The sequence below is a fragment of the Sinosporangium album genome (assembly GCF_900100605.1).
Classification (GTDB): Bacteria; Actinomycetota; Actinomycetes; order Streptosporangiales; family Streptosporangiaceae; genus Sinosporangium; species Sinosporangium album.
The window spans coordinates 39,067-54,722 of the sequence record NZ_FNCN01000024.1 but is presented as its reverse complement, the minus strand read 5'-3'; the positions used below and the strand labels follow the sequence as shown (position 1 = coordinate 54,722).

Here is a 15,656-nt window from a genome sequence, read left to right as displayed (position 1 = left end):
ACAACCTGGGGATACAGCACACAGGGTCTTTCCGGTGCGTGTTCCCACGGCCACAACGCGTCGGCCAAGGCGTCAGATCATCGTGCCGGTGAGCACCGCCGTGCGCACCACCACGAGGACGAGCAGCACTCCGAGCATGCCCGCGAGCGCCAGCGTCTGGACCATCGTCCGGCTGTTCTTGGGTGCGTAGGCGATGGCCCCGGCCACCAGCACGCCCGTGATGAGGCCGCCGATGTGCGCCGTCCAGCTGATGCCCGCACCGGGCCAGAAAGTGATCACCAGGTTCAGCACCAGCAGGGCGATCATGGGTCTGATATCGAGGTTGAGCCGCCGCCCCACCACGAAGATCGCCCCGAACAGGCCGAAGATCGCTCCCGAGGCGCCGATGCTCAGCACGTTGGGCGCGTCGAACCAGTAGCCCATCACCGAACCGCCGAGGGCGCTCAGCAGATAGAGCCCGGCGAACCGGAGATGGCCGAACGCCTGCTCCAGGTAGGGCCCCAGCATGAACAACGCCCACATATTCAGGGCGATGTGCAGCATGCCCGCGTGCAGGAACGCCGCGGTGATCATGCGGTAGTACTGGTCGAACAGGGCGACCGCCGGCACGCTCATGCCGTATTCCCCGGACAGCCCGCGGCCCGTCAGCATCTCGGCCGCGAAGACCAGCAGGTTGAGGCCGAGCACGATCCAGGTGACATAGGGTTTGGCGACGATCGACCCGCCGAACACCGTGCGCGCCTGCCGCACGGCATGGCTGCCCTGCTGCACGCACTCCACACACTGGTGACCCACCGCCGCCTCACGCATGCAGTCGGGGCAGATCGGCCGATCACACCGCTGGCAGCGGACATAGGTCTCGCGGCCGGGGTGGCGGTAACACGTCGGGACAGTCTCCGCACCGGGCTGGCCGGGCTGGACCGGTGGCATGGGTGGCTGAGCGCTCATCGTGTCCTCTCCACGGGCCTCCAGCCTATTCGGCAAACGGCGTGCGGGCCCCGCCGTACCCGTGCGAGTCGCAAGGGTACGGCAGAAGCCGCCGGAACACGCCCCCGCTCAGCCGCGCTCGATCGTCACGTGCTCAAGGACGACGTCCTTGGCGGGCCTGTCCCTGCTGTCGGTGTCGACCTTGGCGATGGTGTCGACGACCTCGACGCCCTCGATCACCTCACCGAAAATGGTGTGGCGCCCGTTGAGGTGCGGCGTGGGGACGACCGTGATGAAGAACTGCGAGCCGTTGGTGCCGCGTCCCATCTGAATGCCGGCGTTGGCCATGGCGAGGAGGTAGGGCCGGTTGAAGTAGAGGTCCGGGTGGATCTCGTCGTCGAACTTGTAGCCGGGGCCGCCGATGCCCTGGCCCAGCGGGTCGCCGCCCTGGACCATGAAACCGCTGATGACGCGGTGGAAGATCGTGCCATCGTAGAGCTTGGTGCCGGTCTGCTTGGCCCCCGTCTCCGGGTGCACCCATTCGCGGGTGCCCTCGGCGAGTTCCACGAAGTTGCGCACGGTCTTGGGCGCGTGGTCGGGGAAGAGCCGCACCTTGATCGTGCCGTAGTTGGTCTGCAGTGTTGCCGTAAGGTTCTCAGCCACGGATGGCCGCCCCCTCGATATAGCCGGGTCGTGAAAATGCGTTGGTCGCAGGTGACCAGGCAGCATCCTCCCACGGTCCGTCAGGGTTGAGCCGCTTTCGAACGGGAAGGGGTGGCGCAGGGGCCCCAACGACGGGGGAGGTTGTCGTGTCCCTGACAATGAGGAAACGCCGCGTCGAGGTAATCATTCCCGAAACGTGGCCTGAACGAATGAAGATGCAGGTCAGACATGCCGCAAGGCAGGTCCGCCCCATCACGTCGGACAGCATCGTGGTGGCGCGGGGGTGGGCCGCACCACGGCTTCACGACGCCGCGCAGACGTTCGAAGACCGGCTCGCGCCGAGGGTCAGCTCCATATTGACCCAGGCGGCTGAGAGGATCAGCCCCACACCCGTCAGGCCGACTCGGCGCTGGCCCGTCATGGCCATCGCTTTGGGCCTGGCTCTCAGTGCCGCCGGGTTCGCTCTTTACCGCAGGAACGCGCAGCAGTGGGCGGAAACCATGAAGGACACCGCCGAAGACGCGTCGCAATGGATGAGCGAAAAAGCGGAGAAGGCCAAGCACAAGGCTCAGGAAATCGGCGGCGAAGCGAGCCGGAAAGCGGATGAGGCCTCCAGGAAAATGTCCTGAGCGGCACGACTCGGCGGCGGGTCACCCCCGCTTGGCACAGAACGCATGACGTACGGCTCGCGCCCGGTGATCGGGCGCGAGCCGTACAGGTCTGGTGCGGCGGCAGCCGTACGGCACGTGCCCGCCCAGGACATGCGGGGCGGGCACGTCGAACGTGGGTTCAGGCGTCGTCATCCGACACTCGGGATGCGCCTGGACATGGAGAAGAGGAGCTGCTGAACAGCGGCACCACGCCACCGCAGCTGCTCACGGGCAGCGAAACGGGCTCGACGATCTCGTCGTTGAACACGATCACGTCGCCGATGAGTGGCCGGGGCCCCGTAGCGGCAGGCGCGGCGGGCTCGGCGGCTTCGGCAGGCTCCGCAGGCGCGGCGGGCTCGGCGGCTTCGGCTGGTTCCGCAGGCGCGGCGGGTTGAGCGGGTTGAGCGGGTTTCGCCGGTTCAGCGGGTTTCGCCGGTTCGGCGGGCGGAACAGAGGTGTTCCGGGCCTCTGCGGGAGGCACGTTGGCGTGGGCGGGAGCGGAGAAGAACAGCCCCGCCACCATCGCACCGGCCACCGCGACGATCCTCAGCGGCAGACGGCGGGATACGCGCCGTTCCATCACCTCAACGCGATCTTCCGCTCCTGCGGTCGGTTGCCTGAGTCGACGCCCTTGTCCTCGTTCGAGACGGACTTGGGACGTCCGCCCTCCATGATCCGGTCGATCCAGGCAAGTGCGATCGCGGATGCGATGAAGGTGAGATGGATCAGTGTCTTCCATAGAAGCTCCCTATCGGTGACGGCCGGCCGGGCCGCGTTGATGAAGATCTGGAGGAGGTGGATGGAGGAGATACCGATGATCGCCATGGCCAGCTTGACCTTGAGCACATTGGCATTGACGTGGGACAGCCATTGCGGCTGGTCGGGGTGACCCTCGATTCTCAGGCGCGAAACGAATGTCTCGTATCCACCGACGATTACCATGATCAGCAGGTTGGAGATCATCACTACATCCACCAGACCGAGCACGATCAGCATGATCGTGGTCTCCGCTGGGGCGCCGCCGAAACCGAGCGTGACCAGATGCTTCAGCTCGGCCATGAACCGCCATACATACACGACCTGGGCCACGATGAGCCCCAGGTAGAGCGGTGCCTGTATCCAGCGGCTGAGGAACATGATGTAGCCGAGACGCTTCAGCGGGCCCTGCAGCCCGGGCGACGCGCGGGGAACGGGCAGTAGCCTCGGCATCGCTAGGACGTGAGGAGGTACAGGTTGAGCCGGTCAACGATCGCTTGCACGTTGACCGTCGCCGGGTCGCTGCTGCCCGCCTGGTAGACGATGTCGTCGACGTCGTCGCCGGACGGCATGACCACCGCGGCCAACGCCAGTGCCACTCCGGCCATGAGGATACGGGGAGTCAAGGGATCTCCTTCCTAACGGTGAATGACTGGTCGACGACGCGACGCCATCCGTCGCGCCGCCGTGACACACGCGGCCCGTTCAGGGCTTCTGCTGGAGGCAGTTGAGCCCCGGCACCTCGGCGGGGACTCCCAGGCTGCTCGTGAGCCCGGTGACGGCGTTGGCGCTCTCCGTCAGGCACGTCACCGTGGTGAGGGGGTCGATCACCGCGTGGGCGGTGGACGTGGCGGCCAGCAGGCCGCCCACGGTGAACGCGGCGGCGACCAGCAGGCGAAGGGGGTGACGCATGCAACCTCCTTGATCAGTAACGAACAGTTCCCGATTGCTACCCAGGGTAGTGTGGCAGTAACAATGTGTTTTACGAAAGGTCTTAGCGCCAGTAAAGCGCTGCCGTTCTGCAATCGTGACGCTACCCTTAGTTACCTTTCTGCGCCGGTCGACTGGCCCCGAACTACGCGAACAACGACGAATCAACCGAACCGGCCGAGCATTTGATCCGGCGGTTTCCGGAATGCGGCTGAGGTGGCTGGTTTTCGGCTGTGCCGTATGGATGGCTCACAAAAGCGCGCATGGGCGGGCGCGCAAAGTTGGAATTCCAGGTGCATGTCACAGACGCTCATGCGGGAGCGCGGCGGCACATCACACCGGGGCGCCGGTCGGGGAGCGATGCCCCTCGCGTTACCATGCACACTCCTCGGGTTGCCGCGGCCCTGATCGCCGCATGCGGTGGCCGAGAGCGGGGAAGCACAGGCGACGAACCCGACGGCCCTGATGGCCCCGACGGGCCGGTTGGACCCGGTGGACCCGACGGGCCGTCCACGACAACGCCGACCACCGAAGTGCGACCCCCTGGCCCCCGACGGAGCAACCTCCCACTCGAACCCGCACTTGAAAGGCACGACACTGTGACGACATTCGACCAGGCAGACCAGGCAGGCCAGGCAGATCAGGCAGCACGTGAGCAGCCGAGACAGGAGTATCTCGTTCGCCTGCGCGTCGCTCTTCCCCCGGACATGCCGGCGGAAGAGCGGACGCGCAACTACGCACAGCAGCGCGCCCGCGTGGATGAGCTGAGCGAACTCGGCGTGATCGACCGCCTCTGGCGCCTCCCCGGCCAGATGGCGAATGTGGGCATCTGGTCCGCTCCTTCGACGACCGACCTCCACCACGCGCTGATGTCGCTTCCCCTGTGGACCTACATGACCATCGACGTCGAGGCGCTCGCGACCCATCCGACGGTCGACGGCCGCGCCACTCCGTAACACCGCCAGACCCGAACCAACCCCGTCAACGTCGTGACACGGCTGTCGCAGTGCCGACGACACCCCCGGGCCGGCCCGCGAAAGCGGCGTCGCGGCGATCCACATCCGCACCGCCCGAGGCCCTGACCTGGGTGCGACAGCCGAGCGACTCCCCCTCACTCACTCCGCCTTCACCGGCACCGCGCCGATAGCGGCCCCCTCCAGCAGCAGGCTTGCCAAGCCCGACTACGCTCGAATAGTTTATAGAATGTAGAAAGGAGAGAGCGTGACCCTGCCCTTGGAAGGCGTGACCGTGCTCGACCTGACTCAGGTTGTCAGCGGAGCGGTCTCGACCATGCTGATGGCCGACTTCGGTGCAACCGTGATCAAGGTTGAGCCGCCCGGTGGTGAGCCCTATCGCAAATTCGGAACGCCTATCCGCGGTGAGAAGGGCGAGACGAACTTCAACTTCCTGCGCTGGTCACGAGGCAAGCACAGCGTGGTCATCGACCTGAAGACGGAAGAAGGCCGCGAGGTCCTGTGGTCGCTCATCGACCAGAGCGACGTCCTGGTCGAGAACTTCAAGGCTGGAACGTTCGAATCGCTTGGCTTCTCGGCCGCACGCCTGCGCGAGCGGAACCCCCGCCTGGTCTATTCCACGGTGAGCGGATTCGGGCACGGCGACCTGATGAAGTCGGTGGGATCCGAGCTCCCGGTGTATGCGATCATCGCCGAGGCGATGGCCGGCATCACCTATCTCGCGGCTGACGGCGATGACCAACCGGTGTGGCTGGGTTTCGCGATGGCCGACATCTTGTCCGGGGTGCTCGCGTTCACGGGGACGTTGCTCGCCCTGCGTCAACGCGACCAATCCGCTGACCACCCACTGCGTGTCGACATCGCCATGCATGACAGCAGCCTGTTCATGAACGACCAGGCGATGCTCCGATACTCCCTCACCGAGCAGGTCGAGCCGCCCGGCCGCAAGTATTCATTGCAGTCGCCCTGGGGCTTCTACCCCGCCGCCGACGGGCATTTCGCGATCGCGGTGATGACGCCCGCCCAGTGGCGCGGCGTGTGCTCGGTCATCGGGCGAGCCGATCTCGCCGACCGGGCCGACCTCCAGAGCGGAACCGACCGGTCCAAATTGCACGACGAGGTCATCGAACCCGCCATTCACGCATGGGCCAAGACCCGTTCCAAGCACGAAGCCGTCGCCTTGCTCGCGCAGGCCAATGTGCCCTGCGCTCCGGTGAATCACGCGGGTGACGTGTTCAACTCCCCCGAGGCGCAGAGCCGCGACATGCTCGTCACCGTCGAGGACACGCATGTCGGCGCGTTCCGCCAGATCGGCAATCCCATCAAACTCGCCGGTGTCGAACGGCAGGAGACTCCGCGCATCCGGTCTCTCGGCGAGGACACCCGCGAAATCCTCACCCGCGTGCTGGGCATGGAGGCCGACCGGATAACCGCGCTGCAATCCGCGGGTGTCGTGGGCGGGCGGTGAAGCGTGGTGCCGCCGTCCAGCGATATAGAGGTCGTCGACTCCCAGGTCCATATCTGGGAACCGGAGTCCGCCGATCGGCCATGGCCTCCGGGAGGGGCCGCGTGGGCGTCGTCCACGCATCGCGGCTGGCTCTCGGGGCCCGATGAGCCGTCGCGGCCACTTCAAGCCGCCGAACTCGGGGACCTCATGGACGCCGCGGGTGTGAGCGCCGCGGTATTGGTCCCGCCCTGGTTCCAGGGATACGACAACTCCTATGTGATCAGCGCCGCCGCAGCGGCGCCGTCACGCTATCGCGTCATGGCGCGCATCGATCCGGCCGCGCCCGCGATCGATGCGGAGCTCACCCGGCTCGCGTCGGTCGCCGAGGTCGCCGGTGTGCGGGTGCTTTTTCACCGCGAGACTCGCGACGCTTTGACAGACGGGACGGCGGAGAAGCTGTGGCACAGTGCGAGCGGCCTGGGAATGCCGGTGATGGTCTACGCACCGGGCCAGGTCGAGCACCTTCGTGACGTCGCCTCGCAGTATCCCGATGTGAGAATCGCGATCGATCATCTCGGTTTGAGCGGGGGTGGAACTCGCGAGCAGCGCCAGGCGGAGATCGACTGCCTTCTCCGCCTGAGCGACCTGCCGAATGTGGCGGTGAAGGCTTCCGCGGCGCCGTGCTACTCGACGGATCCATATCCGTATCGGGACCTGCACGCGGAGGTCCTTGCCGTACTGGGCGCGTTCGGCGCCGAGAGAGTTTTCTGGGGATCGGATGTCTCCAGGCTGCGAGGCGGCTATCGCGAGGCGGTCACGATGTTCACCGAGCATCTGGGGCTCAGCGTCCATGACCGGCGGCAGGTCATGGGTGCCGGCCTTCGCGCATGGCTGGGCTGGGAACTCGGCTCGGATATGAGCCGGGAAAAGGAAGGGCGCTCTTCATGACCTACTCGACTTCCCATGAGCCGCGCATCGCGCCGATCAGCGAGGACGACGCGGGTGCCCTCCGCGAGGACCTCGCGAAGACGACCGCGCCGGGAGCGCGACCCAACAACCTTTTCCTGACACTGGCCCACCATCCGGCGCTCATGAAGCGGCACAACGTGCTCGGGGGTGCCTTCAGGCAGCGCTCGACGTTGACGGTGGAGGATCGGGAGACGACCGTCCTTCGCATCGCGGTGCGGACGTCGTCGGTCTACGAGTTCGCCAAGCACGCCGTCATTGCGACCGGTGCCGGGATGGATGCCGCCGTCGTCGAGAACATCGGCCGTGCCGTGAACGGCTCGGAGATCGATGATCCGAAGGCCGCGCTGCTCGTGGAAATGGTCGACCAGCTCTACGAGAAGGACACGGTCGCCGATCACACGTTCGCGCGGCTCTTGCAGGAGTTCGACCGTGCACAGGTCCTCGAACTCATCGCGCTGGTGGGCTTCTACCGCATGACGGCGGGCATTCTCAACAGCGCCGGGGTTCGGCTTGAGGAGTCGACGCCGGCATGGGCCGCAGGGCTGGCACGTGACGTCATCGCGGATGCGCAAAGCCGCGCCGTGACTGTGTGACCGCGTGACTGTGTGACTGTGTGACTGTGTGACCGCGCGACCGCGCGACCGCGTGACCGCGTGACCGGCGCCCCGACTGGTCGGGGCTCCGGCGATCGAGACCTGTCGTACGGCTTGCGCCACGCAGCCGTACCCCGACGACCGCACGAACTCTGGAGCAAGTGGTGACATTTCCCAGGATCTCCCTCCTCATCCCCACGACGTCCTGGAACGAGACCGTCGCGTTCTGGGAGCGGCTGCTGGGCCGGCCGGCCGACGTCAACGACGGCGGGACCTGGGCTCAGTTCCGCTCCCCCGACCTGTCCATCGCCCTGGTCGCGGACGACCCCGACGTACCTTCACAGCAACTCGCCGTGAAGCTGGCGGAAGGTGCGGACTTCCGCGACTGGACGAGTGACGACGGCTCGGACCGCGTGTCCACGGGCGGGCATGAAGAACGGTTGATCGTCACGGACCCGTCGGGCAATCGAGTCGTGCTCTACAGGCCGTTGCCGGCGAATCGGTAGCGAGCCGGACGTCGGCCCCGGCGACGAAGGTCCGCGCACTCGCGCTCGGCTTCGTATCGACCATGGACCCGCGGTGGTCGCGGGCTGAGGAAAGGTGTGGCCAACCATGCGTGACGTTGTGATCTGCGCACCGGTGCGCAGTCCGATCGGCGAATACGGCGGATCACTGCGAGACCGGACCGCGGTGCAGCTCGGAGTCGATGTGCTGCGCGGATTGCTCGAACGGACCGGTGTGTCCGGGGCGCAGGTCGATGACGTGATCCTGGGGCATTGCTATCCGAGCACCGAGGCCCCCGCGCTCGGCCGGGTGGTGGCGCTGGATGCGGGCCTGCCCGTCACCGTGCCTGGCCAGCAGCTCGATCGACGGTGCGGGTCGGGCCTGCAGGCCGTCGTGAACGCGGTGATGCAGGTGGCGACAGGCGCCCACGATGTGATCGTGGCGGGCGGTGTCGAGAGCATGAGCAACGTCGTCTTCCATTCCACGGACATGCGGTGGGGAGGCGCCCGCCGCGGGATCCGGGTCCACGACGCGCTCGTCCGGGGCCGGACGACGGCGGGGGGCACGAGCCATCCGGTCGAAGGCGGCATGATCGAGACGGCGGAGAACCTTCGCCGCCGCTACGGCATCTCCCGGCGCGAGCAGGATGAGCTGGCGGTCGAGTCGCATCGCCGAGCCGTCGCGGCGCAGACGTCCGGGATCTTCGACGACGAGATCATCCCTGTTCAGCTGAAGAACCGTTCCGGCGTCGTCACGGTCGACCGGGACGAACGCCCGAGGTCCGACACGTCGATCGAGTCGCTCGCCCGCCTTCGCCCGATCAGGACGCAGGATGACGCGGAGGCGACCGTCACCGCGGGCAACGCGAGCGGTCAGAACGACGCGGCCTCGATGTGCCTGGTGACGACGAGGCAGCGAGCGGAAGAGCTGGGCGTCGAGCCCATGGTGAGGCTGAAGGGCTGGGCCGTCGCCGGTGTCGAACCGGCCTTGATGGGCCTGGGACCGGTGCCTTCGACCGCAGCGGTGCTCAGGAGGCTTGACCTCGAACTCGCTGACATGGATGTGATCGAGCTGAATGAGGCGTTCGCCGCCCAGGTGCTCGCCATCTACCGCGAGTGGAACTTCGGCCAGAGCGATCTCCAGCGGACGAACGTCCACGGCTCGGGAATCTCACTGGGCCACCCCGTCGGCGCCACGGGCGTCCGCATGCTGGGGACCCTCGCCCGGGAGCTCCGCCGCCGCGACGGCCGCTATGGCCTGGCGACGGTCTGCATCGGCGGCGGCCAGGGAATCGCGCTGGTCGTCGAAGCTGTCTGAGGGACCGCGTCGGCCCGCGTTCGGCGTTCGGCCCGCCCACCCCGTGGGCGGGCCGACGCACGTCCGGTGGGCTACACGACTGTGGTGTAGACCAGGAAGACGTTGAGGGCGATGATCAGTGCGGCGATCACGGAGGCCACGACCGTGGTCATCGGGCGGTTCACGAACGAGCCCATGATGTCGGCCCGCCGCGTCAGCATGATCAGCGGAACGAGCGCGAACGGGATGCCGAACGACAGCACCACCTGCGAGATGACGAGACTGTCGGTCACGGGCAGGCCCAGCCCGAGCACGACCAGCGCGGGCAGCATCGTCAGGCCGCGCCGTACGAACAGCGGGATCTGGCGGCGGATGAAGCCCTGCATGACGACCTGGCCGGCGTAGGTGCCGACGCTCGACGATGACAGGCCCGACGCGAGCAGCGCCACCGCGAACGCCAGCGCCGCCCCGCCGCCGACGAGCTCACCCAGGCCGGCGTGCGCGGATTCGATCGAGTCGACGTCGGACCGGCCCGTACGGTTGAACAGCGATGCTGCGATGACGAGCATCGACAGGTTGATCACTCCGGCCGCGCCGAGCCCGATCACCACGTCCCAGCGCTGAAACCGGAGCACCTCACGGCGTTCGGCGTCGTCCCTGCAGGCGACACGCCTTTTGGTGAGCGCCGAGTGCAGGTAGACCACGTGGGGCATGACCGTGGCGCCGATGATGCCGGCGATGAGCAGCAGGCTGTCGCTGCCCTCGATTCTGGGCACCAACCCTGCCGCGACGCCCGCCGGGTCGGCGCCGACGGCGACGAGGTTGTAGAGGAAGCCGAGGAACACGATGCCGAGCAGCCCGGCGATCGCCAGCTCGAACCGGCGGTACCCGCGCTGCTCCAGGGCGAGGATCGCGAACGCGACGACGACCGCGATGACGCCAGCGGGGAACAACGGCACATTGAACAACAGGTTGAGCCCGACCGCCGCGCCGACGATCTCAGCGAGGTCGGTGGCCATGGCGACGATCTCGGCCTGGACCCATAAGCCGCGGGAGACCGGCTTCGGCAGGTGCTCGCGGCACAGCTCCGGCAGGTCGCGGCCGGTGGCGACGCCGACCTTGGCGGAGAGGTACTGCACAAGCATCGCCATGAGGTTCGCAACGACGATGACCCAGAGCAGCAGATAGCCGTAGCTCGCGCCGGCGGTGAAGTTGGTCGCGAAGTTCCCGGGGTCGATGTAGGCGACGGCGGCGACGAACGCCGGTCCGAGCAGCGCTACGCCCCCGCGCAGCCGTCCACGTGCGCGCAGCGCCCGCAGGGCCGAGGCCTCGTCCACATCAGGACGGGTGGAGTCGATGACGGCACCGCCGTCCTCGTGCGTGGTCGACATGCCACGTTCCTTTCAGCCGACCGGCGGGGGAACCCGACCGGCTGCGGCATGACCGGGTACGGCAGGCGCCGGCGTCGCCGGTCAGCGCACGCTGCGGCGCAGCCGTACTCGGTAGGAGTAGTGCTCGGGTAGGAAGTAGCTGGTGGCGAGTTCGACGGGTTGTGCGGTGGTCGAGTAGTAGAGCCGGTCGATGCGCAGCACGGCCTCATCCGGCGAGCAGGCGAGGTGGGTGGCGATGGCGGGGGACGCGGTCGTCGCGGTGATGCTCTGCTCGGCCTCGGCGACCGGACTGTCGAGCCGGGTGTCGAGCAGTCCGATTACGGTGGCGGTGCTGGTGGTGCCCGGCTCGGTGAGCTCGGCGACGTCCTCCAACGTTTTGCCGATGGCGGGTGGCAGGTGGACGGTGGTCAGGCAGAACGGCGTGGCCTCGTGGACACGGCGGAAGACCGCGGTGTAGACGAGGTCGGAGCTGAGGCGCAGACGGCTGGCGGCGTCAAGGTCGATCTTGCGCTGCAGTGGTCTGATCAGTTCCAGCGTGGTGTCCAGCGACAGCCCCATCAGGTCTTCGATGGAGCCGAACTGGCGGAGGTACTGGCCGTCGCGGGCCGCGGCGAAGGTGCCGCGGCCGGGCACGCGGGTGACCATGCCTTCGGCGACGAGGTCTTGGAAGGCACGGCGGACGGTCTGCCGGCTGACTTGGTATTGCTCGGCGAGTTCCGCTTCGGTGGGCAGGCGAGTGCCGTCGGCGTAGTCGTCGCGCAATATCGCGGCACGCAGTTCGCGGGCGACCGTCAGGTAGGCTGCTTCGCTGTCGCGGCTTCTGGTCATCGTCAGATCATGCATCAATCCCGCCGCGGCTGATGAGCTGGCGAACGATGACGTTGCGTAGGATTTCGTTGGTCCCCTCCCCGACGATCATGAGGGGGGCGTCGCGGAAGTAGCGTTCGACGTCGAATTCGGTGGAGTAGCCATAGCCGCCGTGGATGCGGATCGCGTCAAGAGCGATCTGCATCGCGGTCTCGGAGGCGAACAGTTTGGCCATTCCCGCTTCCATGTCGCAGCGCAGCCCCGCTTCGGCGCGGTCGGCGGCCAGGAGGACGAGCTGTCGGGCGGCGGTGAGTTTGGTGGCCATGTCGGCGAGGTAATTGCCGATCGACTGGTGCTTCCAAATGGGCTGCCCGAAGGATTCGCGTTCCTGGGCGTATTGCAGTGCGTCGTCGAAAGCGGCCTGAGCGACGCCGATGGCGCGAGAGGCCACCTGGATCCGGCCCGTTTCCAGGCCGGTCATCATCTGGGCGAACCCCTGCCCTTCCGTGGCGCCGAGCACCGCATCACCGCCGGCGCGGTAGTCGTCGAAGGCCAACTCGCAGCTCTCGACACCCTTGTAACCGAGTTTGGGCAGGTCACGTGAGACGGTCAGGCCGGGGCCGTGTTCGACGAGCAGAATGCTCACGCCGCGGTGCGCCGGTTTGGCGGCCGGATCGGTCTTGCACATCAGAGCGATGAGCTGCGACCGGCGCGCATTGCTGATCCACGTCTTGGTGCCGTTGATGCGGTAACCGTCGCCGTCGCGCAGCGCGGTCGTGGTCATGGCCTGAAGGTCGGAGCCGCCACCGGGTTCGGTCAACGCCATGGTGGCGCGGATCTCCCCGGTCGCCATGCCCGGCAGGTAGCGCTCCTTTTGAGCATCGGTGCCGAAGGCCGTCAGCAGCTTCGCCACCACCGTGTGGCCGCCCATCGCTCCCGCCAGGCTCATCCATCCGCGGGAAAGTTCGGCGGTGATCGTGGCGTAGCACGGGATCGAGACCGGCGAGCCGCCGTACTCCTGCGGTACGGCCAGGCCGTAGATACCGAGCTGTTTCATCTGCTCAATGAGCTTCTCGGGATACGTATTGGCGTGTTCGAGGTCCTGCACAACAGGCTTGACGTCGCGGTCGACAAAGTCGCGCACGACTTCGACAATGGCCTGCTCGTCTTCGCTGAGGTTGGTCACGCTCGGTTCTCCTTTGAAATTCAGCTCAGATGACACCGTCGGCGCGCAGGGCCGCGATGTTCTGGTCGTCGTATCCGAGTCCGGCCAGCACCGCGTCGGTGTGCTCGCCGAGATCGGGAACCGGCCCCATCGCGATGTCGACGCCAGCCAGAGTGGCGGGCGGCAGCAGCGCCTGGATGTCGCCGCGGGGCTGGGCGATGGTGCGCCAGCGGTCGCGGCCGGCCAGCACCGGGTGGGCGAGGAACTCAGCGACGGTGTTGAGTTTCGCGTTGGCGATGCCGGCGGAGTCCAGCAACGCGCGTGTGGTGGCGGTGTCCAGCTCCGCCAGCCGCGCGACGATGACCTTGTCGAGGGCGTCCCGGTTGATGACCCGGACGGCGTTGTTGGCGAAGCGGTCGTCGTCGGCCAGTTCGGGGTCGCCAAGGACGGTGCCGCAGAACGCCCGCCATTCACGGTCATGCTGGATGGACAGCAGAACGGTGCCGCCGTCGCCGATCGGGTAAGGGCCGTAAGGGGCGATGGTGGCGTGTGCGGCGCCGGCGCGCAGCGGCTGGCTGCCGCCGTACTGGGTGTAGTACGCGGGCTGCCCCATCCACTCGGCGAGGGACTCGAACAGCGACACTTCGATGGCGGGTGCCTTGCCGGTGGTGGCACGGGTGTAGAGGGCGGTGAGGATGCCGCTGTAGGTGTTCATCCCGGCGGAGATGTCAGCCACTGAGATGCCGACTTTCGCCACCTCGTCCGGGGTTCCGGTGATCGACACCAATCCGGTCTCAAACTGCACCAGCAGGTCATATGCCTTGCGGTCAGCCCATGGCCCGGTGGAGCCGAACCCCGTGATGTCGCAGACGATCAGCTGGGGGTAGCGGGCGGCCAGCGTTTCGGCGTCGAGTCCCTGGCGGCGGGTCGCGCCGGGGGCGAGGTTCTGGACGAACACGTCCGCGTCGGCGAGCAGCTCGTGCAGGATGCGCTGGCCGGCTTCGGTCTTCAGGTCGAGGGTGACCGACTCCTTGGTGCGGTTGAGCCAAACGAAGTAGCTGCCCTGGCCGTGCACGGTCTTGTCGTAGGCGCGGGCGAAGTCGCCGCTACCCGGGCGTTCGATCTTGATGACGCGGGCGCCGAGGTCGGCAAGCTGACGGGTGGCGAAGGGGGCGGCCACAGCCTGTTCGAGGCTGACTACGGTGATCCCGTCGAGGGGGCGCATGGGTCAATCCATCCTGTTCGAGGCGTGGGTGGGCACCGCGGTACGCAGCAGCTCCCGCGCCGCCTCCCAGGTCAGGTCGGTCAGCTGGTGGTGTGCGTCCGGCGCGCAGTCGGCGAGCTTCGCGGCCAATTGCTCCGCCGTGGGGGGCCGGGCCGGCGCGCCGGGCGGCTGGTCCAGGGTCACCGTACGGCTGGTGCCGTCGTCGAGGTCGACCTCGATGTGCACCTCACCGGCGAGCAGTCCGTCGCCGCCGGGCAGGGCGGAGACCTCGACCATGTCGACCAGGCGGCGTGCGGCCGGGCGCTGCACCGCGGCGTCGGTGAAGCTCGCGAAACCGGGATGCCCGTCGAGCAGAGCCGCGGCGATCGCGTACGGCAGGCTGAACTTCGCCTGCAGCCCGGTGGTCGGCCGGTCGTGGATAAGGGGGGCGATGGTCGCCTTCGGGGTGGACACCCGGATGCGGGTGATCCGCTCCACCGCCAGCCCGTCGCCGACGAGGTCCTGTATCGCGGCGATGGGGCGCTGCATCGCGTAGCAGCACGGGAAGATCTTGATGGCCAAACCGTCCGGTACGGCCGGGCCGCCGGTGTCGAGCCGCTCCGGATCGCCGCCGACCAAACGCAGCCACTGGTCGACGGCGAGGGGGTCCGCGGTGGCGCCGGCGGCGGCGAGCCGCGCGGCACGGATGCCGGCATGGGCGGCGAAACCAACCTGTAGCGACTTCGCGTGGGCGCCGAACGCGCGCTGCACGCCCCCGGCCGCGGGCAATGCCAGCGCGATCGCCGTGGCCAGCTCCGTTTCGGACAGGCGCAGCGCGACGCCGGCCGCGACCGCCGCCGCCTGTGCGCCGGCGGTGCAGGTGGCGTGCCAGCCCGCGGTGTAGTGCGGCCAGCCCAGGGCGGTGCCGAGCCTGGCCATCACTCCGGCGCCGGCGAGGTAGGCGCGGGCGTCACCGCCGCAGGCCAGCACCGTGGGCACGCAGACCACGCTGATGTGGGTGGTGGAGGGCATGTGCAGGTCGTCGAAGTCGAGGACGTGTCCGAGCGCCGCCCACTGCAGAGCCTCGGGTTCGCCGGCGAGAACGGCGCGGATGGGGTCGGTGCGGGCGGCGAGGGTGACCGCGAGGGTGTCGGCCAGTGCTCGTCCGGCCAGCGCGAGATCGTCGGGGCTGGGGGTGAGTCTGAACGCCCAGGCGGCGAGCCGGTTGGCGGTGCCTTCGGTGGCGGCGGTCATGCCCGCCGGCTCCGCGAGCAGCCCGCCGATGGACGAATCCCGCATCTGAACCGCTTCACCAGTGCTCGACGCGGCCTCGTCGCCGGTGAACACCACCTTCGGAAGGCCACCTGCTCCATCTGTCAC

Annotated in this window: 19 protein-coding genes; 7 read left to right on the top strand and 12 right to left on the bottom strand. The window is 67.7% G+C overall.

Features of this window, described 5'->3' with window-relative positions:
- Positions 1-72 precede the first annotated feature (72 nt).
- Together BLQ73_RS22280 and BLQ73_RS22275 are read right to left on the bottom strand one after the other, a co-directional pair.
- Complete coding sequence (locus BLQ73_RS22280) at positions 73-948, bottom strand: rhomboid family intramembrane serine protease (protein WP_245691276.1); 876 nt, start codon at positions 946-948, stop codon at positions 73-75.
- Between the two features lie 108 nt (positions 949-1,056).
- Positions 1,057-1,590, bottom strand: a complete 534-nt coding sequence (locus BLQ73_RS22275; RefSeq protein WP_093172975.1) for a peptidylprolyl isomerase — start codon at positions 1,588-1,590, stop codon at positions 1,057-1,059.
- 209 nt (positions 1,591-1,799) lie between these two features.
- Between BLQ73_RS22275 and BLQ73_RS22270 the strand changes: the two genes are divergently transcribed.
- Positions 1,800-2,219, top strand: coding sequence for a hypothetical protein (locus BLQ73_RS22270; protein WP_093172973.1), 420 nt, complete (start codon positions 1,800-1,802; stop codon positions 2,217-2,219).
- Positions 2,220-2,240: 21 nt separating this feature from the next.
- On the opposite strand, the gene BLQ73_RS32645 is transcribed toward BLQ73_RS22270, so the two are convergent.
- The 5 genes from BLQ73_RS32645 to BLQ73_RS22255 all read right to left on the bottom strand — a co-directional run bounded on the left by BLQ73_RS32645 (position 2,241) and on the right by BLQ73_RS22255 (position 3,908).
- Positions 2,241-2,393 (bottom strand): hypothetical protein, encoded by a 153-nt coding sequence (locus BLQ73_RS32645; protein WP_176955601.1) that lies wholly within the window; start codon positions 2,391-2,393, stop codon positions 2,241-2,243.
- Positions 2,380-2,820, bottom strand: a complete 441-nt coding sequence (locus tag BLQ73_RS22265) for a hypothetical protein (RefSeq protein ID WP_093172971.1) — start codon at positions 2,818-2,820, stop codon at positions 2,380-2,382. The genes BLQ73_RS32645 and BLQ73_RS22265 overlap by 14 nt, the downstream gene beginning before the upstream one ends.
- Entirely contained in the window at positions 2,820-3,449 is a 630-nt protein-coding gene (locus tag BLQ73_RS22260; RefSeq protein WP_093172969.1) for a TIGR00645 family protein, read from the bottom strand. The genes BLQ73_RS22265 and BLQ73_RS22260 overlap by 1 nt, the downstream gene beginning before the upstream one ends.
- Positions 3,450-3,451: 2 nt before the next feature.
- Entirely contained in the window at positions 3,452-3,622 is a 171-nt protein-coding gene (locus tag BLQ73_RS32640; RefSeq protein WP_176955600.1) for a hypothetical protein, read from the bottom strand.
- A 79-nt stretch (positions 3,623-3,701) separates the two neighbouring features.
- Positions 3,702-3,908, bottom strand: coding sequence for a hypothetical protein (locus tag BLQ73_RS22255; protein WP_093172967.1), 207 nt, complete (start codon positions 3,906-3,908; stop codon positions 3,702-3,704).
- A gap of 617 nt (positions 3,909-4,525) precedes the next feature.
- Here BLQ73_RS22255 and BLQ73_RS33530 point away from each other — a divergent pair.
- From BLQ73_RS33530 to BLQ73_RS22225, 6 genes are all read left to right on the top strand, one after another.
- A complete protein-coding gene (locus tag BLQ73_RS33530; RefSeq protein WP_218125962.1) occupies positions 4,526-4,882 on the top strand; it encodes a muconolactone Delta-isomerase family protein in 357 nt (118 codons plus the stop codon).
- Positions 4,883-5,168: 286 nt separating this feature from the next.
- The gene (locus BLQ73_RS22245) at positions 5,169-6,368 is read left to right on the top strand and encodes a CaiB/BaiF CoA transferase family protein (RefSeq protein ID WP_176955599.1); all 1,200 of its coding nucleotides are present in this window, start codon (positions 5,169-5,171) and stop codon (positions 6,366-6,368) included.
- Positions 6,369-6,371: 3 nt separating this feature from the next.
- Positions 6,372-7,295, top strand: a complete 924-nt coding sequence (locus tag BLQ73_RS22240; protein ID WP_093172961.1) for an amidohydrolase family protein — start codon at positions 6,372-6,374, stop codon at positions 7,293-7,295.
- Positions 7,292-7,909 (top strand): carboxymuconolactone decarboxylase family protein, encoded by a 618-nt coding sequence (locus BLQ73_RS22235; protein ID WP_093172959.1) that lies wholly within the window; start codon positions 7,292-7,294, stop codon positions 7,907-7,909. Before BLQ73_RS22240 ends, BLQ73_RS22235 begins: the two co-directional genes overlap by 4 nt.
- Before the next feature lie 164 nt (positions 7,910-8,073).
- Positions 8,074-8,415 (top strand): VOC family protein, encoded by a 342-nt coding sequence (locus BLQ73_RS22230; RefSeq protein ID WP_093172957.1) that lies wholly within the window; start codon positions 8,074-8,076, stop codon positions 8,413-8,415.
- A 106-nt stretch (positions 8,416-8,521) separates the two neighbouring features.
- A complete protein-coding gene (locus BLQ73_RS22225) occupies positions 8,522-9,730 on the top strand; it encodes an acetyl-CoA C-acetyltransferase (RefSeq protein WP_093172955.1) in 1,209 nt (402 codons plus the stop codon).
- A gap of 71 nt (positions 9,731-9,801) precedes the next feature.
- On the opposite strand, the gene BLQ73_RS22220 is transcribed toward BLQ73_RS22225, so the two are convergent.
- The 5 genes from BLQ73_RS22220 to BLQ73_RS22200 form a co-directional block, all read right to left on the bottom strand.
- Positions 9,802-11,100 (bottom strand): Nramp family divalent metal transporter, encoded by a 1,299-nt coding sequence (locus BLQ73_RS22220; protein ID WP_093172953.1) that lies wholly within the window; start codon positions 11,098-11,100, stop codon positions 9,802-9,804.
- A gap of 81 nt (positions 11,101-11,181) precedes the next feature.
- Positions 11,182-11,928, bottom strand: coding sequence for a GntR family transcriptional regulator (locus BLQ73_RS22215; protein WP_093172951.1), 747 nt, complete (start codon positions 11,926-11,928; stop codon positions 11,182-11,184).
- Positions 11,929-11,935: 7 nt separating this feature from the next.
- Complete coding sequence (locus BLQ73_RS22210; RefSeq protein ID WP_093172949.1) at positions 11,936-13,093, bottom strand: acyl-CoA dehydrogenase family protein; 1,158 nt, start codon at positions 13,091-13,093, stop codon at positions 11,936-11,938.
- 25 nt (positions 13,094-13,118) lie between these two features.
- Positions 13,119-14,297, bottom strand: coding sequence for a CaiB/BaiF CoA transferase family protein (locus BLQ73_RS22205; protein ID WP_093172947.1), 1,179 nt, complete (start codon positions 14,295-14,297; stop codon positions 13,119-13,121).
- Positions 14,298-14,300: 3 nt separating this feature from the next.
- Complete coding sequence (locus tag BLQ73_RS22200; RefSeq protein ID WP_245691274.1) at positions 14,301-15,656, bottom strand: MmgE/PrpD family protein; 1,356 nt, start codon at positions 15,654-15,656, stop codon at positions 14,301-14,303.